The 26,420-nt window shown below is 63.7% G+C and carries 33 protein-coding genes; 13 read left to right on the top strand and 20 right to left on the bottom strand.

What is annotated here, in order from left to right:
• Positions 1-4 precede the first annotated feature (4 nt).
• The 5 genes from ASD99_RS11800 to ASD99_RS11780 form a co-directional block, all read right to left on the bottom strand.
• Positions 5-430: a hypothetical protein gene (locus tag ASD99_RS11800; RefSeq protein WP_156388978.1), complete on the bottom strand. Its 426-nt coding sequence runs from the start codon at positions 428-430 to the stop codon at positions 5-7.
• Positions 431-565: 135 nt separating this feature from the next.
• The gene (locus ASD99_RS11795) at positions 566-1,165 is read right to left on the bottom strand and encodes a DNA-3-methyladenine glycosylase (protein ID WP_056585430.1); all 600 of its coding nucleotides are present in this window, start codon (positions 1,163-1,165) and stop codon (positions 566-568) included.
• An 18-nt stretch (positions 1,166-1,183) separates the two neighbouring features.
• Positions 1,184-1,564, bottom strand: coding sequence for a nuclear transport factor 2 family protein (locus ASD99_RS11790; protein WP_057143772.1), 381 nt, complete (start codon positions 1,562-1,564; stop codon positions 1,184-1,186).
• A gap of 47 nt (positions 1,565-1,611) precedes the next feature.
• Positions 1,612-2,592, bottom strand: coding sequence for a threonine/serine dehydratase (locus ASD99_RS11785; protein WP_057143771.1), 981 nt, complete (start codon positions 2,590-2,592; stop codon positions 1,612-1,614).
• A gap of 262 nt (positions 2,593-2,854) precedes the next feature.
• The gene (locus ASD99_RS11780) at positions 2,855-3,178 is read right to left on the bottom strand and encodes a hypothetical protein (RefSeq protein WP_057143770.1); all 324 of its coding nucleotides are present in this window, start codon (positions 3,176-3,178) and stop codon (positions 2,855-2,857) included.
• A gap of 176 nt (positions 3,179-3,354) precedes the next feature.
• Between ASD99_RS11780 and mbfA the strand changes: the two genes are divergently transcribed.
• Positions 3,355-4,338 carry an iron exporter MbfA gene (gene mbfA, locus ASD99_RS11775; RefSeq protein ID WP_057143769.1) on the top strand — a complete coding sequence of 328 codons (984 nt, stop codon included), beginning with the start codon at positions 3,355-3,357 and terminating at the stop codon, positions 4,336-4,338.
• Positions 4,339-4,348: 10 nt separating this feature from the next.
• Here mbfA and ASD99_RS11770 read toward each other — a convergent pair whose 3' ends face one another.
• The 3 genes from ASD99_RS11770 to ASD99_RS11760 form a co-directional block, all read right to left on the bottom strand.
• Positions 4,349-4,693, bottom strand: coding sequence for an antibiotic biosynthesis monooxygenase family protein (locus ASD99_RS11770; protein ID WP_056585420.1), 345 nt, complete (start codon positions 4,691-4,693; stop codon positions 4,349-4,351).
• On the bottom strand, positions 4,690-5,022 hold the full coding sequence (locus ASD99_RS11765; RefSeq protein ID WP_056585418.1) for an NIPSNAP family protein: 333 nt from the start codon (positions 5,020-5,022) through the stop codon (positions 4,690-4,692). Before ASD99_RS11765 ends, ASD99_RS11770 begins: the two co-directional genes overlap by 4 nt.
• 86 nt (positions 5,023-5,108) lie before the next feature.
• Positions 5,109-5,324, bottom strand: coding sequence for a DUF1127 domain-containing protein (locus ASD99_RS11760; RefSeq protein WP_057143768.1), 216 nt, complete (start codon positions 5,322-5,324; stop codon positions 5,109-5,111).
• A 68-nt stretch (positions 5,325-5,392) separates the two neighbouring features.
• Between ASD99_RS11760 and ASD99_RS11755 the strand changes: the two genes are divergently transcribed.
• Positions 5,393-6,067 (top strand): ArsR/SmtB family transcription factor, encoded by a 675-nt coding sequence (locus tag ASD99_RS11755; protein ID WP_057143767.1) that lies wholly within the window; start codon positions 5,393-5,395, stop codon positions 6,065-6,067.
• A 9-nt stretch (positions 6,068-6,076) separates the two neighbouring features.
• On the opposite strand, the gene ligD is transcribed toward ASD99_RS11755, so the two are convergent.
• Both ligD and ASD99_RS11745 read right to left on the bottom strand, forming a co-directional pair.
• A complete protein-coding gene (gene ligD, locus ASD99_RS11750) occupies positions 6,077-8,584 on the bottom strand; it encodes a DNA ligase D (RefSeq protein ID WP_057143766.1) in 2,508 nt (835 codons plus the stop codon).
• A gap of 12 nt (positions 8,585-8,596) precedes the next feature.
• Positions 8,597-9,466: a Ku protein gene (locus tag ASD99_RS11745; RefSeq protein ID WP_057143765.1), complete on the bottom strand. Its 870-nt coding sequence runs from the start codon at positions 9,464-9,466 to the stop codon at positions 8,597-8,599.
• A 376-nt stretch (positions 9,467-9,842) separates the two neighbouring features.
• Here ASD99_RS11745 and ASD99_RS34070 point away from each other — a divergent pair, with 376 nt between their 5' ends.
• Both ASD99_RS34070 and ASD99_RS11740 read left to right on the top strand, forming a co-directional pair.
• Positions 9,843-9,989, top strand: coding sequence for a hypothetical protein (locus ASD99_RS34070; protein WP_082525385.1), 147 nt, complete (start codon positions 9,843-9,845; stop codon positions 9,987-9,989).
• Between the two features lie 180 nt (positions 9,990-10,169).
• Entirely contained in the window at positions 10,170-10,616 is a 447-nt protein-coding gene (locus ASD99_RS11740; protein WP_057143821.1) for a thiol-disulfide oxidoreductase DCC family protein, read from the top strand.
• Between the two features lie 185 nt (positions 10,617-10,801).
• Here ASD99_RS11740 and ASD99_RS11735 read toward each other — a convergent pair whose 3' ends face one another.
• From ASD99_RS11735 to ASD99_RS11725, 3 genes are all read right to left on the bottom strand, one after another.
• A complete protein-coding gene (locus ASD99_RS11735; RefSeq protein WP_056585407.1) occupies positions 10,802-11,185 on the bottom strand; it encodes a DUF1850 domain-containing protein in 384 nt (127 codons plus the stop codon).
• The gene (locus tag ASD99_RS11730) at positions 11,182-13,251 is read right to left on the bottom strand and encodes a TRAP transporter permease (protein WP_056585405.1); all 2,070 of its coding nucleotides are present in this window, start codon (positions 13,249-13,251) and stop codon (positions 11,182-11,184) included. The genes ASD99_RS11735 and ASD99_RS11730 overlap by 4 nt, the downstream gene beginning before the upstream one ends.
• A 196-nt stretch (positions 13,252-13,447) precedes the next feature.
• Entirely contained in the window at positions 13,448-14,407 is a 960-nt protein-coding gene (locus ASD99_RS11725; protein WP_056585403.1) for a TAXI family TRAP transporter solute-binding subunit, read from the bottom strand.
• A 259-nt stretch (positions 14,408-14,666) separates the two neighbouring features.
• Here ASD99_RS11725 and ASD99_RS11720 point away from each other — a divergent pair, with 259 nt between their 5' ends.
• The 3 genes from ASD99_RS11720 (at position 14,667) to ASD99_RS11710 (ending at position 16,750) form a co-directional block, all read left to right on the top strand.
• Positions 14,667-15,035, top strand: coding sequence for a YciI family protein (locus ASD99_RS11720; protein ID WP_056585401.1), 369 nt, complete (start codon positions 14,667-14,669; stop codon positions 15,033-15,035).
• Between the two features lie 117 nt (positions 15,036-15,152).
• A complete protein-coding gene (locus tag ASD99_RS11715) occupies positions 15,153-15,506 on the top strand; it encodes a YciI family protein (protein ID WP_056585399.1) in 354 nt (117 codons plus the stop codon).
• Positions 15,506-16,750, top strand: a complete 1,245-nt coding sequence (locus ASD99_RS11710; RefSeq protein WP_056585397.1) for an RNA polymerase sigma factor — start codon at positions 15,506-15,508, stop codon at positions 16,748-16,750. The genes ASD99_RS11715 and ASD99_RS11710 overlap by 1 nt, the downstream gene beginning before the upstream one ends.
• A 21-nt stretch (positions 16,751-16,771) precedes the next feature.
• Here the strand turns inward: ASD99_RS11710 and ASD99_RS11705 are convergent, their stop codons facing one another.
• The 6 genes from ASD99_RS11705 to hrcA all read right to left on the bottom strand — a co-directional run bounded on the left by ASD99_RS11705 (position 16,772) and on the right by hrcA (position 22,232).
• Positions 16,772-17,398: a glutathione S-transferase family protein gene (locus tag ASD99_RS11705; protein WP_056585395.1), complete on the bottom strand. Its 627-nt coding sequence runs from the start codon at positions 17,396-17,398 to the stop codon at positions 16,772-16,774.
• 129 nt (positions 17,399-17,527) lie between these two features.
• Positions 17,528-18,508, bottom strand: a complete 981-nt coding sequence (gene cysK / locus ASD99_RS11700; protein WP_057143764.1) for a cysteine synthase A — start codon at positions 18,506-18,508, stop codon at positions 17,528-17,530.
• A 179-nt stretch (positions 18,509-18,687) separates the two neighbouring features.
• Entirely contained in the window at positions 18,688-19,305 is a 618-nt protein-coding gene (locus ASD99_RS11695; protein ID WP_057143820.1) for a LysE family translocator, read from the bottom strand.
• A 110-nt stretch (positions 19,306-19,415) separates the two neighbouring features.
• On the bottom strand, positions 19,416-20,768 hold the full coding sequence (locus tag ASD99_RS11690) for a PQQ-dependent sugar dehydrogenase (RefSeq protein WP_057143763.1): 1,353 nt from the start codon (positions 20,766-20,768) through the stop codon (positions 19,416-19,418).
• A gap of 101 nt (positions 20,769-20,869) precedes the next feature.
• Positions 20,870-21,067, bottom strand: coding sequence for a hypothetical protein (locus ASD99_RS11685; protein ID WP_010912574.1), 198 nt, complete (start codon positions 21,065-21,067; stop codon positions 20,870-20,872).
• 82 nt (positions 21,068-21,149) lie between these two features.
• Entirely contained in the window at positions 21,150-22,232 is a 1,083-nt protein-coding gene (hrcA, locus tag ASD99_RS11680; RefSeq protein WP_056585387.1) for a heat-inducible transcriptional repressor HrcA, read from the bottom strand.
• 178 nt (positions 22,233-22,410) lie between these two features.
• Between hrcA and rph the strand changes: the two genes are divergently transcribed.
• The 6 genes from rph to ASD99_RS11650 are packed head-to-tail and all read left to right on the top strand — an operon-like array spanning position 22,411 to position 26,146.
• A complete protein-coding gene (gene rph, locus ASD99_RS11675; protein ID WP_056585385.1) occupies positions 22,411-23,127 on the top strand; it encodes a ribonuclease PH in 717 nt (238 codons plus the stop codon).
• 10 nt (positions 23,128-23,137) lie between these two features.
• The gene (locus ASD99_RS11670; RefSeq protein WP_057143762.1) at positions 23,138-23,548 is read left to right on the top strand and encodes a VOC family protein; all 411 of its coding nucleotides are present in this window, start codon (positions 23,138-23,140) and stop codon (positions 23,546-23,548) included.
• The gene (gene rdgB / locus ASD99_RS11665) at positions 23,548-24,195 is read left to right on the top strand and encodes an RdgB/HAM1 family non-canonical purine NTP pyrophosphatase (protein WP_057143761.1); all 648 of its coding nucleotides are present in this window, start codon (positions 23,548-23,550) and stop codon (positions 24,193-24,195) included. The genes ASD99_RS11670 and rdgB overlap by 1 nt, the downstream gene beginning before the upstream one ends.
• Positions 24,192-25,355, top strand: a complete 1,164-nt coding sequence (gene hemW / locus ASD99_RS11660) for a radical SAM family heme chaperone HemW (RefSeq protein WP_056585378.1) — start codon at positions 24,192-24,194, stop codon at positions 25,353-25,355. Before rdgB ends, hemW begins: the two co-directional genes overlap by 4 nt.
• 4 nt (positions 25,356-25,359) lie before the next feature.
• Positions 25,360-25,683, top strand: coding sequence for a low molecular weight protein tyrosine phosphatase family protein (locus tag ASD99_RS11655; protein ID WP_056585376.1), 324 nt, complete (start codon positions 25,360-25,362; stop codon positions 25,681-25,683).
• 25 nt (positions 25,684-25,708) lie between these two features.
• On the top strand, positions 25,709-26,146 hold the full coding sequence (locus tag ASD99_RS11650) for an EamA family transporter (protein ID WP_057143760.1): 438 nt from the start codon (positions 25,709-25,711) through the stop codon (positions 26,144-26,146).
• Between the two features lie 73 nt (positions 26,147-26,219).
• Here ASD99_RS11650 and ASD99_RS11645 read toward each other — a convergent pair whose 3' ends face one another.
• Positions 26,220-26,399, bottom strand: a complete 180-nt coding sequence (locus ASD99_RS11645) for a hypothetical protein (RefSeq protein WP_056585372.1) — start codon at positions 26,397-26,399, stop codon at positions 26,220-26,222.
• Between the last annotated feature and the right edge of the window lie 21 nt (positions 26,400-26,420).

Genomic DNA, 26,420 nt, shown 5'->3' with positions numbered 1-26,420 from the left:
CGCCTTACCGCCGATTGCTATACAACGCGCGAAAGAAACTATTTTCATATCGGTCGAATTTGACACGTGCCCATGCAGCGATGGTAATCTCTTCGTCGGTGACCGGTCGTCTATATTCCTTTATTTTTCTCACGCCTCCACCCTCCAAGGTCTCGTCGAGGTGGGTCATTTTGGGGGTTCCGTCAGAGAAACGCATATACATATAGGCGAAAATTGCTACCTGCCGTTTTCCAATAGATTTTGCATAAGTCTCAATGGCACAAACCGCCGCCTGAACGGCTTCAAAGCATTTCGACCGTCGCGCTCTTTCGAGTCTAACGAACAGCAGGAATAGCCTCTTATCAGTAAGAGTAAGGTTGCCATCCTCTGTGTTTTTCACTCCGTGAGCGAGCAATTTTTGTTTCGTGGCGTGATAGATCGAAAGGCTCATGATGTACTCATGTTTCACGCGAACGAAACTACGCGCACTTGCCCGTTTTGCAATAGAGCCGTACCCGTCTGCGTCGCGCTGGCCAGCCTGAAATTGGCCTGAGCATCGTGCATCGCCATTGTGGCTGACGAGCTCTCAACGGTTGAGCGAAGCTGGACCGCTGACGAACGGGCTCTTCCTGACATAAAACCGCAGCAGCCGGCTCGCATCCTTCGAGATGCCGATCCTGACGCTCTGCCCGATTTCGCCGGGCTCATGGGCATCGCGTGCGAGCCACAGCGAGCCTTCGCGGCAAAGGTCGAGCCCGTCGAGCGAACGATCGATCCGCAACGCCTGGGCGAGCCTTCCCGGCCCCCGCGCCAGGTCGCGCAGGCGCTCGATGCCGCGATTGAGCCGCATGATCGCGATGCCTTCAAGTGGCTCGAGCGCCCTGATCAGCACACCGGTTCCAATCCCCGGCATCTCGCTAGAGACGTTGAGCATGTAGGAGATGCCGTAGGCGAGATAGACGTAGGCGTGCCCTCGATCGAGAAACAGCGAACGGTTGCGCGGGGTCATCCCCCTGTAGCCGTGCCCGGCGGCGTCGCCGGCCACATAGGCCTCGGTCTCGACGATGCGGCCGCTGGCAATGCCTTCAGGCAGCTCGCGCACCACGAGCTTGCCGATGAGGGTGCGGGCCAGCGATGCCGTGTCATCTGGCAGTTCGGAGCGCGTGAGCGGGCGATACATGACCATCCTCAGCGCGGCCAGGGTTCACGGCATCCGCTCGACCCATTGCGCGCGCGAAGGTCCTGGCTCGAACGGATAGGCGAAATACTGGGTCTCGCGGGCGACCTTGCCATCGAGGAACTCCATGATGCTCACGGTGTAGGACGGCCGCCCGTCATAGGCGAGGACAAATTCAGTGACCCAGAGATCGCCAGCCCCGACGATCCGCCGCACCGTGAAGCGCTTTTGATTGGGCTGCGCGGCGCGGGACGACTGGATGTTTCGCCGCCCGCTTATGCGCTCGCCCGATTGCGGATAGTCGAGCACTGCGTCCTCCCGGTAGGTCCGATGTTCCGCCTCGAAGTCGCTGGCATCGGAGGCGGCCCAGTGGCGATCCAGAGCCGCTCTTGTCTCCTGGTCTCCCATGCCGGATCTCCTCGGACATCGACTTCGTGATCGGACCTTTCGCTACCCTACGCCGCCATGATCTCGGCATAGGTGCCGAAATCGACATTGCCGCCGGACAGCACTACGGCAACGCATTTGCCCGACAGTTCGATCTCGCCCGATGACAGTGCCGCCAGCGCGACGCAGCCGCCGGGCTCGACCACCAGCTTGAGATAGGCCATGGCGTCGCGCATCGCCGTTGCCGTCGCCTTGTCGGAGACGGCAATGGCACCGGCAAGGTTCCTGCGGTTGATCTCGAAAGTGATCAGGCCGGGCTCGGCGGTCAGGATCGCGTCGCAGATCGAGGCATGGCCGGGCTCGTTCGAAACCCTGGCTCCCGCGGCCAGCGAACGGCGGGTGTCGTCGAAATGCTCTGGCTCCACCGCCCAGACCGCGGTGTCGGGCGAGGCGTCCTTGACCGCAACCGAGATGCCGCTGGTCAGGCCGCCGCCACCGCAGGGAATGACGATCGCGTCGAGGCTGACGCCAAGCGCTTTTGCCTGGCGCATCAATTCGAGGCCGATCGTGCCCTGGCCGGCGATGATGGCCGGGTCGTCGAAGGGCGGAACCAGCACCATGCCTCTCTCCATGTAAGGACGGATCACGGTCATGCGGTCGTCGCGAAAACGGTCGAACGGTACCACGTCAGCCCCCATCTTGCGGACATTGGCGATCTTCATCGCCGGCGCATCGGCGGGCATGGCGATGACCGCCTTGACGCCGAACATCGCCGCCGACGCCGCGACGCCTTGCGCATGATTTCCCGACGAGAAGGCGACGACGCCTCGGCTGCGTTCTTCTTCACTGAGCGACGACAGCTTGTTGTAGGCGCCACGAAACTTGAACGAACCGGTGCGCTGCAGCGTTTCCGGCTTGAACAGGATGCGAGCACCGAAGCGCTTGTTCAGTTCTTGCGATTCGATCAAGGGGGTTTCGACGATCAGGCCGGAGAGACGCGCGGCGGCGGCATGGATGTCGGCGATGCCGGGAGGGGTGGTTGCGGTCATGTGAGGTCCAGTGGGCAGGGGGTCTTTCCATGATGCCCGCAAACAGATGCGGCGCACCAATGAAAAAATGTGACCGTTACAAAGTTTGGCGGGGCGGCCGCCAACGCCACGGCTGCACCCCCCCTCTGGACTGCCGGCCATCGCCGCGATTTCCGCACTACGCTCGAGTGCGCCAACCGGGGGCACGCTGCCGGCACGTCCCCGGTTCGAGTCCTTGAAAGGTCCCCCGGACCTTTCAATTCGCCTGCGGCGAACCGGGTTCTCACCCCAACAGCGTCCTCTGCCTCTTGGTCCCACCCAGCTTGCGCCAGTTGTTGAACCGGTGGCTGGCGGCGGCAAAGGAGATCTTCATCTGCTGGGCGACCGAATAACGCGACTTGCCGTCGTCGAACATGCGGTAGCAGCACTCGACGCCTTCCTCGGTCAGTTTGCCGTCCGGTGCCTTGTTGTGCGGGTTGGCGGGGTCGAATTTCTCGACCTGCTGCTCGACCAGGCCTTTCAGGCGCTGCAAATCGGCCTCGATGCTGGCGATGAGATCGAGAACGGGCTTGGGATCATAGGGGTGCGGAGGCTGTTTTGCTGTCATCTCATGACTCCTTGTACTTGGCTCGAGCTCAGCTATATAGGTGAACATTCACTGATAATGAAGGGCCGCCGTGCGCACGAGGCTTCCACAATTCTTGACCGCGACCCAAGCGCGCAATTGACCAAAGGCGTTCAAAACCCTAGTTTAGAACTATTCTAAACTAGGGTGAATTCCTCATGCTTTCCCGTGTTTTCGGCTTCGGCCGCCGTCCCTTCGAATCGCTGTCCGAACAGGAGATCCTGGCGCTGGCCATTTCGTCCGAGGAGGATGACGGACGCATCTACCGGGCCTATGCCGACGGGCTGGCGGACACCTTCCCGCAATCGGCAAAAGTGTTCGAGGAGATGGCCGAGGAAGAGGATGGCCATCGCGATGCGCTGATCGAGCTTTTCCGAAATCGGTTCGGCGAGCGCATCCCGCTGATCCGGCGCGAACATGTGAAGGGATACTACGAGCGCAAGCCCGACTGGCTGGTGAGACCCCTTGGCATCGAGCACGTGCGCAGCCAGGCCGAGGCGATGGAGCGGCAGGCCTATCTGTTCTATGTCGAGGCCGCCAAGCGCACCACGGATGCCTCGACCAGAAAACTGCTCGACGATCTGGCGCTGGCCGAGCAGGGGCATGAGACGCTGGCGCAGCGCCTGGAGCAAAAGCACGTGCCGGGCGAAGTGAAGGACGAAGAGGCCGCTGCCGAGCAGCGCCAGTTCATCCTCACCTATGTGCAGCCGGGGCTTGCAGGATTGATGGACGGATCGGTGTCGACGCTGGCGCCGATCTTCGCCGCGGCGTTTGCCACGCATGACACCTGGCAGACCTTTCTGGTCGGGCTTGCCGCCTCGATCGGCGCCGGCATCTCGATGGGCTTCACCGAAGTGGCTTCCGACGACGGCAAGCTATCGGGCCGTGGTTCGCCGATAAAACGCGGCATCACCACCGGCGTCATGACGTCGGCGGGTGGCCTTGGCCATGCATTGCCCTATCTCATCCCGCATTTCTGGACGGCGACAGCCGTCGCTGCGGTTGTGGTGTTCTTCGAACTGTGGGCGATTGCCTTCGTCCAGAACCGCTACATGCAGACGCCCTTCCTGCGTGCCGCCTTCCAGGTGGTTCTGGGCGGCGCCCTGGTGTTCGCGGCCGGTGTGCTGATCGGGAATGCGTGAGTAGCCTCACTCATCCATTCACCGCCCGACTGTCCTGCGGCGCTTCGTCCCTCTCCGTCAGCCCATAATCACGCACGACATGGGCGATGCGCAGTCGGTAGCCGGCAAAGATACCGCCACGGCCGGCCTTCTGCGCCTGCCGGTGTTCTTCGGTGTTGCGCCAGGCCTTCACCGCTTCCTCGTCGCGCCAGAACGACAAGGACAGGATGCGATTCGAATCGACCAGGCTCTGGAAACGCTCGATGGAGAGAAAGCCGTCGATGCCGTCGAGCAGAGGACGCAAGTCGGCGGCGATGCTCAGATAGGCGTCGCGCCTGCCCGCCGCCGGCTCGACCTCGAAGATGACGGCGATCACGGCAGCACCAGTTTCGCGTGCGGTCCCGAGACGTGTTTCAGGAACATGCGGTCCTCCTTCAGGATGAATCTTTCACGCTTGGCAAACTCGTAGTTTGCCTTGCCGGCGGGATCGGTGGCAAGCCGGGCGCGATAGGCTTCGTAGGCCGCCAGGCTGTCGATGTTGTAGGCGGCATAGGCGGTCGTTGCCGAGCCCTCATGCGGGGCGTAATAGCCGATCAAATCGGCGCCGCAGCGCGGAATGGCCTGGCCCCAGTTGCGGGCGTACTCCTCGAAGGCCGCCTTGCCGAACGGGTCGATCTCGTAGCGGATGAAGCAGGTGATGGTCATGATGGTCTCCTTGGGTTTCCGCGTCGATAGTTCGAGCGGCGTCGAAACGTCGTGCCGCCTGGTCTGCTAGGCAATTCCCTTGCGGGTCATGTTTGCCAGAAGGATTTCGCGCATTCGTGGCGCACGTCTTGCCGAGTCAGGCCAAGGTCGCGCAGCAGATGGTCGTCGACCTCGGCAAGGTCGAGACGCTGCAAATGGCGGTCATACCAGCGGGCCTTGAGCCGCGAGCGAAGCCAGGTGACGAACGGGAACGATTGGCGGCTGGGCTGCGGTGCCGAGGGGAAAGCGGTTCGTGCGGTCATCGTCGTCTCCTTGATCCGATCGGAGAATAGTGGTTATTTGACAGGGATGCTTCGATGAGGAACGAACTATGCGCGAAGGACCCGACATCGCCCGCATCGCCAGCCTGGTTGGCGACCCGGCACGGGCAAACATGCTGAATGCCCTGATGGGCGGCACGGCGCTGACGGCGAGCGAACTGGCGCTCGAGGCCGGCGTGTCGCTGCCGACAGCCAGCTCGCATCTGGGCAAACTGATGGAAGGCGGGCTGTTGATGGTGGCGAGCCAGGGCCGCCATCGCTATTACGGCCTCGCCGGCCCACAGGTGGCGGGCATGATCGAAGCCATCACCGGTGTCGCGGAAGCCGTTGGGCCAAAGCGCGTGCGGCCGGGCCCGCGCGACGGAGCGATGCGCGTAGCGCGCGTCTGCTACGACCACCTCGCCGGCGAGCAGGCGGTGGCGATGCTCGATCGTCTTGTCGCCAAGAACGTGTTGGTCCGCGACGAACAGGAGATCAGGCTCGGGCCATCGGCCGCTTCGCATTTCGCGGCCATCGGCATCGATCTCTACACCAAGCCGCGGCGTCCGGTGTGCCGCGCCTGCCTCGACTGGAGCGTGCGCCGCTCGCACCTCGCCGGCACGCTGGGCGCCGCCATCCTCGACAAGATCCTTGCCGAGAAATGGGCGCGCCGCGAGACGGACAGCCGCGCGGTCATTTTCTCGCCACCGGGCAAGCAAGCGTTTGAGAGGGTGTTTTTGGCTTGAGCGGAAGCCCTAGCCCCGCTTCAGCACCTTCCCCTGCCTGAAGAAATCCGCCCAAGGATCTGCCTGCGCCAGTTGCTTCAGCGTTGTCTTGTCGCCGATCGGAAAAGCGTTCGGCGTCAGCCCCGCCTCGATCTCGGCCCAGGTCACCGGCATCGACACGGTGGCGCCCTTCTTGGCGCGTGACGAATAGGGTGCGACCGTCGTCGAGCCCCTGCCATTGCGCAGGTAGTCGACAAAGATCTTTCCCGTCCGCGCCTTCTTCGACAGCGTCGCCGTGTAGCGATCCGGAGCGCCTTGTTCGAGCGCTTTGGCGAAATCATGGGCGAAGGTCTTTACCGCCTCCCAATCCGCCGAGGGTTTCAGCGGCACCAGCACATGATAACCCTTGCCGCCTGAGGTCTTGACGAAATTCGGCAGCGACAGCTCGTCGAGCTTGCCCCTGATGTCGAGTGCCGCCTCGCGCACCGCTTTGACGTCGACGCCTTCATCGGGGTCGAGATCGAAGATGATCTGGTCCGGCTGTTCAAGCTTCTCGACGGTACAGCCCCAGATGTGGATCTCGACCACGCCGTACTGGACCAGTGCTGCAACACCGTCGAAATCCCGGATGAACAGGATCTCCTCGCCGTCGGTCGGGTCCTTCATGCGGGCGATCTTGTCGCTCATGCCGGCCGAGGCGTGTTTCTGGAAGAAGCGCGGCCCGCCGACACCGTCCGGCGCCCGCACCAGGCTGAGTGGCCGGTTGACGACGAACTCTTCCATGCGCGGCCAGACCTGCGCGTAGTGGTCGAGCAGGCCCTGCTTGGATATTTTTTCGTCCGGCCACAACAGCTTGTCGGGGTGGGAGAGTTTTACCGTGGTCGTCATCGACCCGGCAGTCTTGGCGGCGCTGCTGGCCGCTGGCTTCGCCTTGCCTGTCGCTGCCGTCGGCGCCTTGGGCTTTTCCTGCACGACTTCCTCCGCCGGCTTGTCCTCGCGCAATCCCTGGAACGAGGCGTGGCGTATTATACGGTCCGACGTCCAGCTGCGAAACTCCACTTCGCCGACAAGTTCCGGCTTGACCCAGACCAGGCCTTTGCCCTTCGGCACGGTAGTGTCGAAGGGCGATGAGATTGCCTTCAGCGCATCGAGTTTCTTCTTGAGATCGGTTGCGCCCTTGACCGAGAAGCCGGTGCCGACGCGCCCCGCATAGCGCAGCTTGCCGCCTTCAAAATAGCCGACCAGCAGCGAACGCAGTCCGCGCCCGGTCTTCTCCGACGGCAGATAGCCGCCGATGACGAATTCCTGCCGCGCCGTGCATTTCGACTTCACCCAGGTGGGGCCGCGGCCGCTGCGATAGGGCGCATCGGCGCGCTTGGACACGACACCTTCCAGGCCCATGCGGCAGGCATGCTCCAGCATGATCTTGCCGGGTTCGGCGAAATGGTCGCTGAAACGGACCGCCGAATTTTCCGGCTGCTTGCCCAGCAAGTCCTGCAAGGCCTGCTTGCGCTCGACCAATGGCTCGCGGCGCAGGTCCTTTCCGTCGAGGCGCATCAGGTCGAAGACGTAATAGATGAAGCGGTTGGTTCGATTGGCTGACAAATCCTGCTGAAGCAGCGAGAAGGACGAAACGCCGCTGTCGGCCAGCACGACGATCTCGCCGTCGATGATGGCATCGCTGCATTTCAGTCCGGCCAGTTCCGCGACGATCTCGCCGCCGAATTTCTCCGTCCAGTCGAGGCCGGTGCGGGTCAGCAGTCGCACCTCGGTGCCGGCGATCTGCGCCTGCATGCGATAGCCGTCGAACTTCACCTCGTGCAGCCAGTCCTTGCCCGACGGGGCTTCCCGCTCCAGCGTGGCAAGCTGCGGTTCGACAAAGTCGAGGCGCTTGCCGGCCTTCGCCTTGCCAGCCGCCGGCTTGTTGGAATGCCAGACCTTTGGCTTCTCGCCCTTCGCGGCTTTGCCCTCGCCGACCTCCTCGATCGTCAGGCCCGACTTCACCGATTCCGGCGCTTCCTTGAGAATATCCTCCCCCGGCCGCGCGGCGGCATCGTCGGATTTGATCAGCAGCCAGTTGTCGCGTTTTTCACCCGCTCTGGGCTTCAGCCGCACCAGATGCCAGAGACCGTGCAGCTTGTGGCCGTGTAGCTCGAAACTGATATGGCCTTTCTTCATCGCCTTGGCGGGATCGATCTCGGGTGTCCAGGTGCCCTCGTCCCAGACGATGACCGAGCCGCCGCCATATTCGCCCTTGGGGATGGTGCCCTCGAACGGCGCATAGTCTATCGGGTGATCCTCGACATGCACGGCGAGCCGCTTCTCATGCGGGTCAAGGCTCGGACCGCGCGTTACTGCCCAGCTCCACAGCACGCCGTCATGCTCCAGGCGCAGGTCGTAATGCAGCCTGGTCGCCGCGTGCTTGTGGATGACGAAGATACCGCCGGCCTTGGCCTTCTTGTCGCGAGAAACCTTGCCGGCCGGCTCGGTGGTCTTCTTGAAATCGCGCTTGGAGTGATACTGTTCGAGGCTGGCCATTGCTTGATGTCCTCAGGCCGATTTGCGCTTGGGCGCGCCGGCTTTCGGCTTGGCGCGTTTCGCCGCCGGTTTGGCTTTCGCGGAAGAAGCCTTCGTAGAGCCGCCGTCAGACGACAGGCTCTTCTTCAGCGCATCGAACAGATTGACGACATTGGAGGGTTTGGGCGCCGCCTTGGCCGTGGGCGCCTTCTTGCCGGCCTTCTTGGCGCGGATCAGCTCCAGCAATGCATCCTCGTATTTGTCATCGAATTTCGAGGGATCGAATGTCGCTTTCTTCTTGTCGATGATCAGTTCGGCCAGATCAGTCATCTCCTGATCGGTCTTCACCGCCTTGATGTCGCCGAACACAGTGTCCGGCTGGCGCACCGTGTTGTCGTAGCGCAGCGTCGTCAGCACCATGCCCTTGCCCAGCGGTTCGATGACCACCGGGCGTTCGCGGCTGTAGAGCACGATGCGGGCCAGCCCGGCCATCTTCTTGCCCGCCATCGCATCGCGAATGACGGCAAACGCCTCCTCCGACACCTTGTCGGCGGGCGCCACATAATAGGGCGTGTCGAGGTAGATCTGCTGGATCGAGGCTTTGTCGACGAACCCGTCGAGCGCCATCGTGTGCGAGGACTCGATCTGCACCGCCTCGATCTCGTCTTCCTCGATATGGACGAAATCGCCGTCGCTGACTTCGTAGCCCTTGATCTCGTCGCCGTCACCGAGCGGCTTGCCGGTTTCGGAATCGACATAGATGCGCTTCACCGTGTTGCCGGTCTTGCGGTTCAGCACCCGGAACGAAACCTTCTCGGTGTGGGTTACGACATTGGTCAGCTCGACGGCGCAGGTGACCAGCGACAGCTTCAAATAACCCTTCCAGGCAGGACGCGGCGCCATGATATCTTCCCTTCCAGAAACAGATGAAGGTGAGAACGGACAGAGCCCGCTCCAGTTCCGTGCTCCAGCATTGATCCCGATGCCAAGCGCCCCCGAGGCGTTCTGGCCGCCGGCACGGAAATTTCACGGGCGCGGCAAAAGTTGAAACAGAACCGCACGCAGGCGACATTCAAACGAAACATATGTGATGCAAAAGTCACATTGGGCGCAATGCCGACCAACTGCACGGAAAGACCCCGAATCAGCCGCATTCCGGCCACGAAGCGAGGCATTTTCGACCAGATATTAACATCACGTTCACCGACTATTCACGCCTCGACGCTATGATGACCGCAATTCGGAAGGGACATCCGAAAATCGGGACAGGGACAAGGTAATGAACTTCCTCGCGCACCTCATCGGCTATGCCGCCGCCATCCGCGAATTCGTTGCGCCGACCTATCGGCCCGAGCGCTATTACATGCGCGGCCCCGGCCCGGCTTGCGCCCGTCGCGGCAACTCGCTCGGTGTGAGCGCGCACTGATCATGGCTTTCGAAAATCGCCACGACAGCCGGATCTGCAGGCCGGCCGCGGAGTCCCGCGCCACCACCTATCGCGCCGAGCGTCCCGCTCTTGCCGACAGGCGGCGTGCGACATCGCCACGGCTTTGATACCGCCTTCGGCTGGCTTAGTGTCCTAAGGGCACAAGCAGCCGAGGCCAGCGTGACCGACCTTCCCCAGCCAAGCCGTCACTCCGAAACATCCTTCGATGCGCGCCATCCGCTGATCGTCTTCGATGGCGTCTGCGTGCTGTGCTCCGGCTTCGTGCGCATGGTGGTCAGGCTCGACCGCCAAAGCCGCTTCCGCTTCGCCACCGCGCAGTCGCCATTCGGCGAAGCGCTGTTCAGGAAGCACGGGCTGCGCCCGGACAGCTATGAAACCAATCTCGTCCTGATCGATGGCGTCGCTTTCACGCGGCTCGACAGTTTTGTCGCCGTCATGTCGGAACTCGGCTGGCAGTGGCGGGCGACGAAGGCTCTGATGTTGCTGCCGCGCCCGCTGCGCGACTGGCTCTACGTTCGCATTGCTAAAAACCGCTACGCGCTGTTCGGCAGGAAGGACAGTTGCGAGGTCCCTTCCGCCGAACTGCGGGAGCAGTTCCTTGGCTAGAAAGCGGAGCTCTGGGGGAGCAGCGGGATTCGACGCCGACAAGGCGGAAGAAACCTGGACGCGGACATTCGGCACGCACAGTTTATCCAGCCGCCAGTTCGAAGGACGAGGCCACTCAGGGCGCCTGCTGGGGATGCCCGCTTCCATGTCGAGATTTCCCATCCGCTCACCAACTTGATCGTGCGCTATCGCGGCTGGCTCGTGCCATCCAACCCGCATGGCTCCAGCACAATGGAGCTACCGGCCGCCTTGCCCAGTTCACGGCAGCCCTGAACCGAACACAGCGTCCAGCCGTCGCCGGTGGCGCCGGAGGCGGCGAGCACAACGCGCCGCTGCGGGCCGACATCAGGCGCGTAGATCCACCAGCCGTCGCGCAGCATCGCGCCTTCCGGCGGCTCCATGCCGGCGCCCGAGCCCTTGATCCGGGCTTCGATCACCTGCAGGCCGGAAGGCATCACCTTCCAGTCCTCTTCCCAGCGCGTCCGTTCCACCGAATGCGTCCACGATAGGGTGAAGGCGGCAACCGTCAGCGTCACCGTCTTGCCGGCGGCCAGGATGCACAGGCTCATGCAGTGGCCGGCCGCGCTCGCCAGCAATGCCAGCCGATCCAGGCAAGCGACAGCGCCCAGCCGGCCTCGTCGGTGAGCGGCACCGCGGCGACCAAGAGCACGCCGGCGGCGAAGGCGACGAGTCGCTCCCACCATGCCATGCGCCTGACAAGGAAGCCGACGGCGGCGGCACCCCACAGCACGATGCCCATGCACGCCTTGGCGACGATGTAGGCGACCTCGACGGGATAGCCGAACTGGGCGGCGATCGGCCCGGCGTCCTGCAACATCAGCGCCGGGGTGTAGACCGCCATGAACGGCACGACGAAGCCGGCAATGGCGAGCTTGGTCGCCTGGATGCCGATCTTGAGGCCGCTTTCCTTGGCCATCGGCGCGGCGGCAAACGCGGCCAGCGCCACCGGTGGCGTCAAATCGGCCATGATGCCGAAATAGAAGACGAACATGTGGCTGACCAGCAGCGGCACGCCGAGCGACAGCAGCGCCGGCCCGGCCAGCGACGAGGTGATGATGTAGTTGGGAATGGTCGGGATGCCCATGCCGAGCACCAGGCAGGTGAGCATGGTCAGCACCAGCGACAGGAACAGATTGTCTTCGCCGATCGAGATGATCCAGCCGATGAAGGTCGAGGCGATGCCGGTCAGCGTCAGCGTGCCGATGACGATGCCGACGATGGCGCAGGCGATGCCGACCGGCAGCGCGTTCTTGGCGCCTTCGGCAAGCGAGTCGACGCAGATACGCAGCGTTTCGCGGCCGCCCTTGAAGGTGAAGCAAGCGACAACCAGTGCGACGATGACCAGGCCGAGGAGGTTGACGCCGAACTTCATGAACGAAGCAGCGGCAAATCCGAGCGCCAGCCAGAAGACGACGCGGAAGGCGAGCGGCCCGATCGCCGCCGCCAGTGGTGTGCCGAGGATGAGCACGATGGTCAGCGCCAGGCCCATCGTGCCGGCGAAGATCGGCGTATAGCCGGCAAACAGCAGGTAGATCAGGGCTGCCAGCGGCAGCACCAGCGGCCAATGTTGCCGCACCGCGTCCCACGGGTTGGGCAGGTCCGCCTTGGCCATGCCGGTGAGCCCGGCCTTGCCGGCTTCCAGATGCACTTGCCAGAAGCAGGCTCCGAAATAGAGCAGCGCCGGGATGATCGCCGCCTTGACCACGTCGGCATAAGGCACGTTCAGCGTCTCGGCCATGATGAAGGCGACCGCGCCCATCACCGGCGGCATGATCTGGCCGCCCATCGAGGACGTCGCCTCGACGGCGCCGGCGAAAGCCGAGCGGAAGCCGAAGCGCTTCATCAGCGGGATGGTGAACTGCCCGCTGGCCACCACATTGGCCACGCCCGAGCCGGAAATGGTGCCCATCAGCGCCGACGACAGCACGCAGACCTGTGCCGGGCCGCCTCGCCATGTGCCGACAAGGCCAAGCGCGAAATCGTTGAACAGCGCGATCATGCCGGCGCGTTCGAGAAAGGCGGCGAAGACGACGAAGATGAAGATATAGGCGGCCGAGACATAGATCGGCGTGCCGTATATGCCTTCGGTGCCGTAGGCGAAGGTGTCGACGAGTTGGGCGAAATCATAGCCGCGATGGATGAACGGCGGCGGCAGATGGTTGCCGACGAAGCAGTAGGCGAGGAAGAGGAGGGCGATGACCGCCAGCGGCAGGCCCATCAGCCGCCGCGCCGCCTCGAAGACCAGCACCACCAGAACCGCGCCGACGATCAGGTCCGGTGTCGTCAGGAAGCCGGAGCGCCGGATGAGATCGGCATAGAAAACCCAATTGTACAGGCCGGTGCCGAAGCCGAGCACACCGAGCGTCCAGAACGCGGCTTTCGCCGGCATGCTTTTGGCGCGCAAATTGGCGATCAGGCCGAAGCCGAGCAGCAGCAGGAAGCCGACATGCATGGCCCGAACCACCTGGCTCGGAATGCTGCCATAGGCGGCGACATAGATCTGGAACACGGAAAAGGCGACGGCGATGAGAAAGGCAGCCTTGCCGGCGATGCCGTCGCCGAAGCCCGGCGGGAGGCCTTCGACCTGCTCTTCGACGGGTTTAGTAGCGGTCATTGGCGGTTCCTGGCGCTGGTTCCCCTCCCCCTTGAGGGGATGGTGGACGGCCGCCGAAGGCGGATGGACGGGTGGGGTCGTTGCGGCAGTGTGCGGCCTGACCAGCCTCGACCTATGATTTAAGTAAGAAGGTAGAACGCTTGACCGAGGACCCACCCGGCCCTGCGGGCCACCCACCCCTCGAGGGGGGGACGCCTTACTTGATGAGCCCCTTCTCCTTGTAATACCGCTCAGCACCGGGATGCAGCGGCACCGGCATGCCGTCGAGTGCCTTGGCCGGATCGATCGCCTTGGCGGCGGCATGCGCCGCGGCAAGCTGGTCGAGATGGTCGAACATCAGCTTGGTCATCTGGTAGGCGGTCTCGTCGGAGACATCGGCGCGGGTGATGAGGAAATTACCGACTGCGGCGGTCGCGACATCCTCGCTCTGGCCCTCATAGGTGCCCTTGGGAATGACCACCGAAAGATAGGGCGAGCCGATCTTGGCGACGTCCTCGGCGGGAACCGCAACGACATTGATCGGCACGGAGGTTGCGAGGTCGCGGATCGAGGCGACGCCAAGCCCGGCCGATTGCAGCGTGGCGTCGAGCTGGCGGTTCTTGATAAGCTCGACCGATTCGGCGAAGGGCAGGTATTCGACCCGACCAAGATCCTCGTATTTGAGCCCGGCGGCGGCGAAGATGGCGCGTGCGTTGAGTTCGGTGCCGGAGGCCGGCGCGCCGACCGACAGGCTCTTGCCCTTGAGGTCGGCCAGCGTCTTGATGCCGGACTCCTGGCTGGCGACGATCTGGATGTAGTTGGGATAGATGGCGGCGATGCCGCGCAATTTGTCGAGCTTGCCGGGGAAACCGGCCTCGGTGTTGCCTTCGGCGGCCATCTTGACGGAATCGCCGAGCGCAAAGGCGATCTCGCCCTTGCCCTGCTGCAGCAGATTGAGGTTTTCGACCGAAGCCTTGGTCGCCTGCACCTGGGTGCGCGCGCCCTCAATGCCCTTGCCGTAGATTTCCGACAGCGCCACGCCGAGCGGATAATAGACACCGGACGTGCCGCCGGTCAGCACGTTGATGAATTCCTGCGCTCCTGCCGGCATCGCGCCGAAACCGAGTGACAGCGCCATTGCGCCAACAGCAACAAGTTTCGTCCTGAAATTGAGCATCGTGATTTCCTCCCTGAAATAGTGGCGCCGCACTGCCCTCCTCGGCATGAGCGGCGCGAGTTTAGACGGCAGACGGGAAATGCCAACCCGCAATTGCACCCATTAGACGAACGGCTGAGCGCTGCCGCGGTGGGCGCCGGCTTGCGCATCATGCGACCAAGGCCGAAAGATTTTTCCAGCGCCTGTCGAAATCGGCCGAGACCGCACGACATAGGGTCGGCCCGCACGGAGCGGCCGTTCGACAAAACGGGAGAAGACCATGCGATACATGCTTTTGATCTACAATGACGAGGCCGCGACGGCGAATGCGCCGCGCGACAAGACCGAGCAGGTCCTCGCGGCCTATGGCGCCTATACCGAAGCGTTGAAGAAATCCGGCGCATGGCTGGCCGGCGATCGGCTACGCCCGACCCAGACGGCCGCCTCGGTGCGGATGGCCAACGGCAACACCAACGTGCTCGATGGCCCCTATGCCGACACCAAGGAGCAACTTGCCGGCTTCTACATGATCGAGGCGACCGACATCGACACGGCCATCGAATGGGGTGGACGCTGTCCGGCAGCCAGCACCGGCACGGTCGAGGTGCGCCCGATCTGGGAAATGACCGAGTACCTGTCCGAGAAATGACCGAAACGCCCCGACGCCGCCGAATGATTTTTCGCGGCGCTTGTCGAAATCGGTCTAGGCCACCCGACATAGGGTCGGCCAGCAACGAAGCGGCCTTCGAGAAAATGGGAGAAGACCATGCGATACATGCTTTTGATCTACGTCAACGAAGCCGCCATGGCGGCCGCGCCGACCGATAAGACCTACGAGATCAGCGCAGCCTATGGCGCCTATACCGAGGCGTTGAAGAAATCCGGCGCCTGGCTGGCCGGCGACCGGCTGAAGCCGACCCAGGCCGCCACTTCGGTGCGGATGGCCAACGGCAAGACCAACGTGCTCGACGGCCCCTATGCCGACACCAAGGAGCAGCTCGCCGGCTTCTACATGATCGAGGCTGAGGACGCCGATGCCGCTATCGCCTGGGCGGCGCGCTGCCCCGCCGCCAGTGCCGGCACGGTCGAGCTGCGGCCGATCTGGGAACAGACCATGTGATGGAGAATGGCCTGGAGATCGCGCGGGCGGCGGCGGAAGTCGCCGCCCGGCAAAGCTACGGCAGGCTTGTCGCCTGGCTCGCGGCGCGCACGCGCGACGTGGCCGGCGCCGAGGATGCACTGGCCGATGCTTTCGCTGCCGCATTGGAGCGATGGCCTCGAACCGGCGTACCCAAGAAACCGGAAGCCTGGCTGCTGGCGGTGGCAAGGCGGCGCCGTGTCGATGCGGTGCGGCGGCGGCTGACCAGCGAAGCCGGCCGCGAGCATCTCAAGCTGATTGCCGAGGAGGCGGAGGCGCACATGACCGACGAAGACCTGCCCGACGAACGGCTGCGGCTGATGTTCGCCTGCGCCCATCCGGCGATCGAATCGAGCGTGCGTTCGCCGCTCATCCTGCAGACGGTGCTGGGGTTCGACGCCGCGACGATCGCCTCTGCCTTCCTGGTCTCGCCGGCAACCATGGGCCAGCGCCTAGTGCGCGCCAAGACCCGTATCCGTGAGGCCGGCATTCCGTTCCGCGTGCCGGAGCGGGCCGAACTCGGCGAAAGGCTGGACGCGGTGCTGGAAGCGATCTACGCCGCCTTCGCCGAAGGCTGGTCCGACCCCGCGGGCACCGAGACACAGCGCCGCAACCTGGCGACCGAAGGCATCTGGCTTGGCCGGCTGGTGGCTTCGCAGATGCCGGAGGAGCCCGAGGCGCTGGGCCTCTTGTCGCTGATGCTGTTTGCCGAGGCGCGCCGCGCCGCACGGCGCAGCGCCGAAGGTGACTTCGTGCCGCTGGCGGAGCAGGATTGCCTTCTATGGGACCGCGCCCTCATCAATGAGGCGGAGGCGCTGCTTTCCCACGCCGCGGCCATGGGCGTCATTGGTCGCTATCAGCTTGAGGCGGCCGTGCAGTCCGCACATGTGGCACGACGGCTGACCGGCCGCACCGACTGGGTGGCGATCCGCGAGCTCTACGACGCGCTGCTTTCGATCGCAGGATCGCCGGTGGTGGCGATCAACCGTGCGGTGGCGATTGCCGAGGCCAAGGGCGCCGTGGCCGGATTGGCGGCCCTCTATGTACTGGGCGACGACAAGCGGCTTGATGACTATCAGCCCTATTGGGCAGCCCGCGCCGGTCTGCTGGCCAGGCTCGGTCAGGTGCCACAGGCAATCGAGGCCTATGATCGGGCGATCGGCCTCGAACGCGACCCGGCGGTGCGCCGGTTCCTGCAGGGGAAACGGGCAGTGCTCAGAAATTGAGCCTCGCCACCGGCCGTCCGTTCAGCCTGGCCACATCTCATGCGATGTGTTGAGCGTCCTCATCAGAGGGTTCTCGCGCAGTTTCGACCACAGGCGCTCGATATCAGGCCAGGTCGCGCGCGCCCTGTCGACGTCGGGATGCCACGCCACCAGCATGGCCAGATAGATGTCGGCCAGCGACAGCTGGTCGCCGACCAGCCAGTCGCGGCCTTCGAGAGCGGCATCAAGAACGGCAAAGCCGCGATCCATCTCGGCGACGGCCGCCTGCTTGACCGCCTTGGTGCCGTCGGGATCGGCCGTGTATCGATACGCGTAGTAGAAACGCAGTACCGCCGGATAGAGCACCGACGACATGAATGCCATCCAGCGCAGGAAGTCGGCGCGGGCAGGCGCGTCGATCGCCGGCGCCAGGCCGGCATTGGGGTGACGCTCGGCAAGCAGGATGCAGATCGCCGCCGATTCGGTCATCGAGCTTCCGTCCGGCAAGGTCAGCACCGGAACCTGATTCAAGGGACTGATGCCGAGGAAGGCCGGATCGGGCCGGTCCGTCTTCGGCACGTCGATCTGCTCGAACGGTGCGTTGGCCAGCGCCAGCGCCGCCTCGACGACGAAGCCGCCGCTGCCCGGACGGGTGTAGAGCTTGTACATGAATACCTCCCCGGCCCGCGCAAAGCAGGCTGGGGGCGATATGAACCGGAAGCGGTGTCGCGCTCAAGCCGCTGACGCGGCCACGGGCGGTTTTTCAGCGGGCCAGCTTGGTCACGAAGAAGCGTTGGACTACGATCCCAATCCCTCGAACAGGATGGTCGACAGATAGCGCTCGGCGAAGGATGGGATGATCACCACAAGGTTCTTGCCCTTGTTCTCCGGCCGCGAGCCGACGACGATGGCCGCCTGCAGGGCGGCGCCCGACGAGATGCCGACCGGCACGCCTTCGAGGCGGGCGACGAGGCGGGCATTGGCGACCGAATCCTCGTTCGACACCTTGACGATCTCGTCATAGACCGTGGTGTCGAGGATTTTGGGCGCGAAGCCGGCGCCGAGGCCCTGGATCTTGTGCGGGCCGGGCTGGCCGCCCGACAGAACCGCCGAGGATTCCGGCTCGACAGCGACGACATGCACCGAAGGCTTGCGCTTCTTCAGCACCTGGCCGACGCCGGTGATGGTGCCGCCGGTGCCGATGCCGGCGACGAAGATATCGACCTCGCCAAGCGTGTCGTTCCAGATTTCCTCAGCCGTCGTCGTGCGATGGATTTCCGGGTTGGCCGGATTCTCGAACTGCTGCGGAATGATCGCATTGGGGATCGTCGCTGCCAGTTCGTCGGCCTTGGCGATAGCGCCCTTCATGCCTTTCGGGCCCTCGGTCAGCACCAGCTCGGCACCGAGCAGCGCCAGCATTTTCCTGCGCTCGATCGACATCGTTTCCGGCATCGTCAGGATCAGCTTGTAGCCCTTGGCGGCAGCGGCGAAGGCAAGCGCGATGCCGGTGTTGCCGGACGTCGGTTCGATCAGCGTGGTCTTGTCGGGAGAAATCTTGCCGGATGCCTCCAGTGCCTCGATCATCGCCACGCCGATACGGTCCTTGACCGAAGCGATCGGATTGAAGAATTCGAGCTTGGCGATGAGATTGGCGACGATGCCCTTTTCCTTAGCGAACTTGTCGAGCCGCACCAGCGGCGTGTCGCCGATCGTGTCGGTGATGGAATCGTAGACGCGGCCGCGGCCGGGCACGCGGGCTGATGTGGCGGGCTTGTTCATTGGTTTCGCTCCCAGAATTTCAGGCAGTGGCATTGCAGCCGGCAAGATAGGGCCTTCAGCCGCGCAACATAAGCTGTCAGCCGAAAATATCCGAGTGGGGCCTGTGTCTAAAACGCCCTCGTCCCGGAAAATCATTTCCCGAAAAAGCCTGTTTGCAAAATGCTTTGGCCAAAAGCCCTCTACTGGCGGGCGGCAATCGCCGCAGCAGCACCGACCATGAAGCCGGCGGCCGTGCGGTTCAGCGCCTTGAGCGCGCGCGGCGATTTCAGAAACCAGCGCGCCTTGGCGGCCAGCGCCAGATATGGCACCAGCACCACCAGAAGCACGACGACCGTCAGCGCGACGAGAATGCCGTAATCGGCCAGCGTGATGGTCTTCAGGTCGACGATGGTCGGCGTGATGGCGAGATAGAAGATCATCGTCTTCGGATTGCCGAGCGTGACGGTCAGGCCGGCGACGAAGCTCGACAGCAGCCCGCTTTTGCCTTTCCTGGCCTCGACGGTCTCGGGCGTGATGCCGCTGTTCCAGAAGCGCCAGCCGAGGAAGGCGAGATAGGCGACGCCGAGCCATTTGATGGCGAGAAAAACCATGCCGAAACTCTGCGCGACGAAGGCGAGACCGAGCGCCACGACGATCAGATAGGTGATGTCGCCAACCATCAGGCCAAACGACATCGCCAGCGACGTGCGAAAGCCGGAGCCGAGCGCCCGCGCGACAAGCGCGGTGATGCCGGGACCAGGAATCGCGGCGGCGATGCCGAGAGCGGCACTGTAGGCGCGGAATCCGGTGAGGGTCATGGTTGCGGCCTTGCGCGCGGCGCTGTTGTGACACCGTCCGCACAAGTCCGCCCGGCGTGAATTCCCTGGCGTCGGATTCGATTGCACCACGCCGATGCGCGGATTTGCGGTCAGGACCGACCGTCGCCATGGGTGACGCGCCAGATGGTGCCGTTGCCGTCCTCGGTCACGATCAGCGCGCCGTCGTTCGCCACCGCCACGCCGACCGGTCGGCCCCAGACCTCGTCGTTGGAGACGACGAAGCCGGTGATGAAATCCTCATATTCGCCGGTTGGCTTGCCGTCCCTGAACAGCAACCGTACCACCTTGTAGCCGGTCCTGTTGCCGCGGTTCCATGAACCATGCAAAGCGACGAAGGCGTCGCCTTGGTATTCGGCCGGAAAGGTCTTCCCGTCGTAGAAGGCGATGTTGAGCGGCGCCGAATGCGCCTGCATCAGCACATCGGGAGTGGTCGCCTTACCGGCAAGGTCGGGCCGCTCGCCCTTGCTGCGCGGATCCTCGTTGTTGCCGATATAGTACCAGGGCCAGCCATAGAAGGCGCCGTCCTTGACCACGGTTGCATATTCAGACGGTACATTGTCGCCGAGCCCATCGCGCTCATTGACGACACACCACAGCGCGCCGGTTGCCGGCTGCACGGTCATGCCCGAACAGTTGCGCAGCCCGGTGGCGACGATGCGACCGTTCTTGCCGTTGGGGTCGAAGGCCAGCACATCGGCGCGGCCGTCCTCGGACCCCCATGTGGCGCCGAGCGGCTGAGACTTCGCCCAGGCGTCGAGGCCGCCCTTCGGTTCCTTGCCCATATCCTGCGCGACGTTCGATCCCGAGCCGACCGACAGATAGAGCGTCTTGCCGTCCGGCGAGAAGGCAATGTCGCGCGTCCAGTGATGACTGGCAGGGATGTTGTCGACGATGGTTTCAGCTTCGCCGGCGGCTTTCAGGTCGCCCTTGCGGTAGGCAAAGCGCATGACGCTGTCGCTGTTGGCGACATAGACCCATTGCGGGTCATTGCCCGGGGGATAGAAGGCAATTCCATAGGGCTGGTTGAGGTTGCCGGCAAAGATGCCGTCCTGCGCCGGCTTCGCGCTGCCCTCGGCCAGGCGATAGACGCGGACCTGGTTGGCCTCGCTGTCGGCGACGAACAGGTCGCCATTCGGCGCCACACGCACGACGCGCGGATTGTCGATGCCCGACGCGATCAGCTCTGCCGAGAAGCCCGGCGGCAACTTGGGCTTGGCACCCGCCGGCCTTTCGGCGAGGCCGGCGCTGTTCGAGGCGGATTTGGTGACGTAAGGTTTTGGCAGATCGTTCGGCCTGATCAGACGGCGCACTCCTGGCCTGTCGGCACGCCAGTCGCCAAAAGCGGCCGCACCTTTCAGCACCGGCTCGTCCGCCTGCTGGGCAAATGCTGTTGCGGTGACAAACAGGGCGGCGGAAATAGCCAGACCGGCGAAACGGATCATCCTGCCCTCCCATATTTAGCCGTGAAGACAGGAACGGGCGGTTTCGCCGATCGTTCCGCAGCCCACGATGAGTTGAAGGAAGCGAAGGTCCGATTTCCGGTTCAGGTTCCGGCAGCGTAGAAATCGTCGTCGAGGCGTTTTTCGAGTGCGACGAGATCGGCCGGCAGCGGCAGGCCCATGGCGCGCATTTCCCGCAGTTTTTCGCGCAGCTGCTCCTGGATCTCGTGCTGGTCTTCCGGCTGGTTGACCATCTCCTCCAGCAACAGGCTGATCCGGGCCTTGAGTTCTTCGAGCGCCATTCTTTTTCTCCTCAGCAGCCTTAGGTTTGGATCCAAGGTGTTCAGATTCAGGTCAGGCCGGCATCACCTGAATATCAACACCTTAGCGCAGCATGCGGGAAATCAGCTGCGCCGTATAGTCGACCATTGGCACGATGCGGGCATAGTTCAGCCGGGTCGGGCCGATGACGCCGAGCGCGCCGATGACGCGGGCTTCCTTGTCGCGATAAGGCGCAACCACCAGCGACGAGCCCGACAGCGAGAACAGCTTGTTTTCCGAGCCGATGAAGATGCGCACGCCCGAGCCTTCCTCGGCAAGGTCGAGCAGCTGGATCAGCCCGTCCTGCGTCTCCATGTCCTCGAACAAATGCCGCAGCAATTCGATGTCGGCCTGGGCGGTGACGTTTTCGAGCAGATTGGCGCGGCCGCGCACGATAAGCCGCGCCGGCAGGCCGCTGTCGGCGCCGGCCCACACCGCCAGCCCTTTCTCGACCAGGTCCTGCGACAGCGTGTCGAGTGCGGCCCTAGTTTCTTCCTTGATGCGGGCGATCTCGATCCGCGCCTCGGCCAGCGTGCGGCCGCGGATATGGGCGTTGAGGAAATTCGAGGCCTCGTGCAGTTGCGAGACGGTGATGCCGGCGGGCAGCTCGACGACGCGGTTTTCGACGTCGCCGTTCTGCGACACCAGCACCGCCAGCGCCTTGGTCGGCTCAAGCTGGATGAATTCGATGTGCTTCAGCGCCACCTCGTTCTTGGCGGCCAGCACCAGGCCGGCGCCGCGCGACATGCCCGACAGCATCTGGCTGGCCTCGGTCAGCATGTGCTCGAGCGTCGCGCCGGAGCCGGACGCGCGAACCTGTGCCTCGATGGCGCGGCGCTCCTCGTCGGAGAGGTCGCCAAGCTCCATGAAGGCATCGACGAAGAAACGCAGGCCGGCTTGCGTCGGCAGCCGGCCGGCCGAGATGTGCGGCGCGTAGATCAGGCCGAGATGCTCGAGATCGCTCATCACGTTGCGGATGGTCGCCGGCGACAGCGAGGACGGCAGGATGCGCGACAGGCTGCGTGATCCGACTGGTTCACCGTCCCTGAGATAGGAATCGACGATGCGCCGGAAGATGTCGCGGGAACGCATGTCGAGCGACTGAAGCGCGGGCGACTGCGAACCGGGATCGACTGCCTTGGTCATACGGCCAAAAACCTCCGGCCCAAGGATATAGACTTCACTACGGCCGGCGCAACCCGGTGTCTTTGTGAGATCACCCGGTGTCTGTGTCAGATCGTCAGGCCATTTTCCTTTGCGCCACGCCTCCCATGTGGTTACAAGCCGGCCAAGATTCCGAAAGAATGACAAGAAAGCAGCCAGAATGCGCCCCTCCAAACGCCAATTCGACGAAATGCGCGCCATCTCCTTCGAGCGCGGCGTCTCCAAGCATGCCGAAGGCTCATGCCTGGTGAAGTTCGGCGACACGCATGTCCTGTGCACGGCCAGCCTCGAGGAAAAAGTGCCGGGCTGGATGCGCAATTCCGGCAAGGGCTGGGTGACGGCGGAATACGGCATGCTGCCGCGCTCGACTGGCGAACGCATGCGCCGCGAGGCTTCAGCCGGCAAGCAGGGCGGCCGCACGCTGGAAATCCAGCGGCTGATCGGCCGCTCCTTGCGCGCCGTGGTCGACTTGCAGGCGTTGGGCGAGCAGCAGATCACCGTCGACTGCGACGTTATCCAGGCCGATGGCGGCACCCGCACCGCCTCGATCACCGGCGGCTGGGTGGCGCTGTATGACTGCCTGCGCTGGATGGAAGCCCGCCAGATGGCCAGCGTCGCCAAGGTGCTGAAGGACCATGTCGCGGCGATCTCCTGCGGCATCCATGACGGCCAGCCGGTCATCGATCTCGACTATATCGAGGATTCTTCGGCCGGCACCGACGCCAATTTCGTCATGACCGGCAAGGGCGGGATCGTCGAGATCCAGGGCACCGCCGAGGGCGAACCTTTCTCGGAAGAGCAGTTCGCGGACTTGATGGGCCTGGCCAAGAAAGGCATCCAGCGCCTGGTCAGCCTGCAGCAGATGGCAGTGGCTTGACGGCTTTCTGGTGACTCCCTCCGCCATCCTGGAATCCGCCCTCTACGTCACCGATCTTGCGGCGGCGGAAGAATTCTATGTCGGCATCCTCGGCCTAAACCTGCTCGGCAAGGTCGACGGCAGGCACCTCTTCTTCCGCTGCGGACCGGGCGTGCTGCTCATCTTCAATGCCGAGGCAACGAAAATCCCGCCGGCGCCCGACGCCAAGCTGCCGGTGCCGCCGCACGGCACGGTCGGCCAGGGCCATCTCTGCTTTGCGGCCAGCGCCGACGAAATTATGCGCTGGAAAGCGCATCTCGAGGCGAAGAAGGTCGCCATCGAAAGCGAATTCGAGTGGCCGCAGGGCGGCCGTTCGATCTATATACGCGACCCCTCGGGCAATTCGATCGAATTTGCCGAGCCAAGAATCTGGGGCCTTTGATGCATTCTCTTGATGGCAAGAAGATCGTCGTCGCCAGCCACAATGCCGGCAAGCTGCGCGAATTCGCCGACCTGATGGGGCCGTTCGGCTTCGAAGCGAAATCGGCCAAGGAGTATGGCCTGCCGGAGCCGGATGAGACCGGCACCACCTTCGAGGAGAACGCCTACATCAAGGCGTTCGCCGCCGCCAAGGCGACCGGCCTGCCGGCGCTGTCGGACGATTCCGGCCTGTGCGTTGACGCGCTCGACGGCGCGCCCGGCGTCTACACCGCCAACTGGGCCGAAACCCCTGACGGCGCGCGCGATTTCGCCATGGCCATGCAGCGCACCGAAGTGGCGTTGCAGGAAGTCGGCGCGGCCTTGCCGCAACAGCGCAAGGGCCGCTTTGTCGCCGTCATCTGCCTGGCGTTTCCCGACGGCGAGGCGGAATATTATCGCGGCGAGGCCGAAGGCACGCTGGTCTGGCCGCCGCGTGGCGAGCTCGGCTTCGGCTATGATCCGGTGTTTTTGCCCGATGGCTTCGAAAAAACTTTTGGCGAGATGAGCGCCGAGGAAAAGCATGGCTGGAAACCTGGCCAGCCGACGGCGCTGTCGCACCGCGCCCGCGCCTTCCAGAAATTCGCCAAAGCGAGATTGGGCTCGGCATGAGCATGCTGCTCGACCGGACGCCCGGCTTCGGCGTCTATGTCCATTGGCCGTTCTGCGCGGCCAAGTGCCCCTATTGCGACTTCAACAGCCATGTCCGCCACCAGCCGGTCGACCAGGACCGCTTCGCCAGTGCCTTCGAGGCCGAGCTGGCGACGATGCGCGAGCGCACCGGGCCGCGCGAGGTGACCAGCATTTTTCTCGGCGGCGGCACGCCGTCGCTGATGAAGCCGGAAACGGTGGCCAGGGTTCTGGACGCGGTGGCGAAGAACTGGACAGTGCCTGACGGCATCGAAGTGACGCTGGAGGCCAATCCGTCCTCGGTCGAAGCCGAACGATTTCGCGGCTACCGGGCGGCTGGCGTCAATCGCGTGTCGCTTGGCGTGCAGGCGCTGAACGACAAGGATTTGCGCTTCCTCGGCCGGCTGCACAATGTCGGTGAGGCCCTGCACGCCATCGGGCTGGCGCGGGAAATATTCCCAAGGCTTTCCTTTGATCTCATCTATGCGCGGCCCGGCCAGACGCCGGAGGCTTGGGCATCGGAACTCGAACAGGCGATCGGCCATGCGGCTGACCACCTCTCGCTCTACCAGCTGACCATCGAGGAAGGCACACCCTTCCACGCTTTGCACGCGGCGAAGAAATTCATCATTCCCGACAACGACCATGCCGCCGATCTCTATGCGCTGACGCAGGAGATCACGTCGGCGCACGGCCTGCCGGCCTATGAGATTTCCAACCACGCCAGGCAGGGCGCCGAAAGCCGGCACAATCTCACCTACTGGCGCTACGGCGAATATGTCGGCGTTGGCCCCGGCGCGCATGGCCGCTTCGTCGAGAACGGCCGCCGCACAGTGACGATCGCCGAGCGGATGCCGGAAACCTGGGCCAATCTGGTCGAGGCCAAGGGCCATGGCGTCACCGGCGGGGAAATCCTGACGCGTTCGGAAGAGGCCGATGAATTCCTGCTGATGGGCCTACGGCTTGCCGAAGGCATCGATCTCGCCCGCTACGAGGCGTTCTCCGGACGCGGCCTGTCGAGCGCGCGGCTGTCGATGCTGCAGGGCGAAGGGCTGGTGGCGCCGATCGGCAACGCCCGCCTGCGCGCCACGCCAGCCGGCATGATCGTGCTCGACGCCGTGGTGGCCGATCTGGCGCGATAGGCCCTTGAAAAACATCCTCTTCGTCTGCAGCCAGAACCGCTTGCGCAGCCCAACCGCCGAACAGGTGTTTTCCAAGCGGAGGGATATCGAGGTCGCATCGGCGGGAACAAACCACGATGCGGATACGCCGCTAACGCATGAATTGGTCGCTTGGGCCGACATCATCTTTGTCATGGAAAAGGCGCACCTCGCCAAGCTGCAGAAGAAATTCAAGGCCAGCCTGAAGAAGCCCCGTGTCATCTGCCTCGATATATCGGATAACTATGAATTCATGGACCTGGAGCTGATTGGCCTCCTGGAGGCGCGGGTTTCACGGTATCTCGGTTGACACGCCATCCGCGAAGGCCACCCGCATGAACCTGACCGTATCCTCCTGGCAATTCTGGGCATTGCTGTCGGCTGCATTCGCTGCCTTGACGGCGATCTTCGCCAAGGTCGGCATCGAGAACATAGATTCCGATTTCGCCACCTTCATCCGCACGGTCATCATCCTGATCGTGCTCGGTGCCATCCTGCTGGCCAGCGGCCAGTTCCAGTCGCCGGCGACGATCTCGGGAAAGACTTGGGCTTTCCTCGGCCTGTCCGGTCTGGCGACCGGCGCCTCATGGCTCTGCTACTTTCGCGCCCTGAAGATCGGCAATGCGGCGCAGGTGGCGCCGATCGACAAGCTAAGCGTCGTGCTTGTGGCGGTGTTTGGCGCGGTCTTTCTCGGCGAGCGACTCACCAGAGCGAACTGGCTTGGCGTCGCCCTTATCGCGGCGGGCGCGGTGCTGGTCGCCTATCGGGGGTAGCTGCACGGCATTGCCAGCGCTTTTTGTTTCAAGACGGGTGATGAAGATATCGAAGCGATTGGGCATCGTCCGGTCAGTGCTCCGTCGTGCTGTCGGGTTTGTTATCGGAAAGCCTGACGTTCGTAGGCAAGGCGGCCTGCTCGGTCAGGCTGGCGTCGGTCTTGGCAGGCAGGCGCTTGTCCCCGCGTACGACAACGCGGCTGCGGTCGGCATAATAGGGCTCGAAAGCGTCCTGTATCTTCAGGCTATCCATCCTGTCCTCCTCCGGAATCAG

Source organism: Mesorhizobium sp. Root695 (assembly GCF_001428185.1).
Taxonomy (GTDB): domain Bacteria; phylum Pseudomonadota; class Alphaproteobacteria; order Rhizobiales; family Rhizobiaceae; genus Mesorhizobium.
Note: the sequence above shows the minus strand (reverse complement) of the source record. Positions and strands in the feature narration are given on the sequence as shown.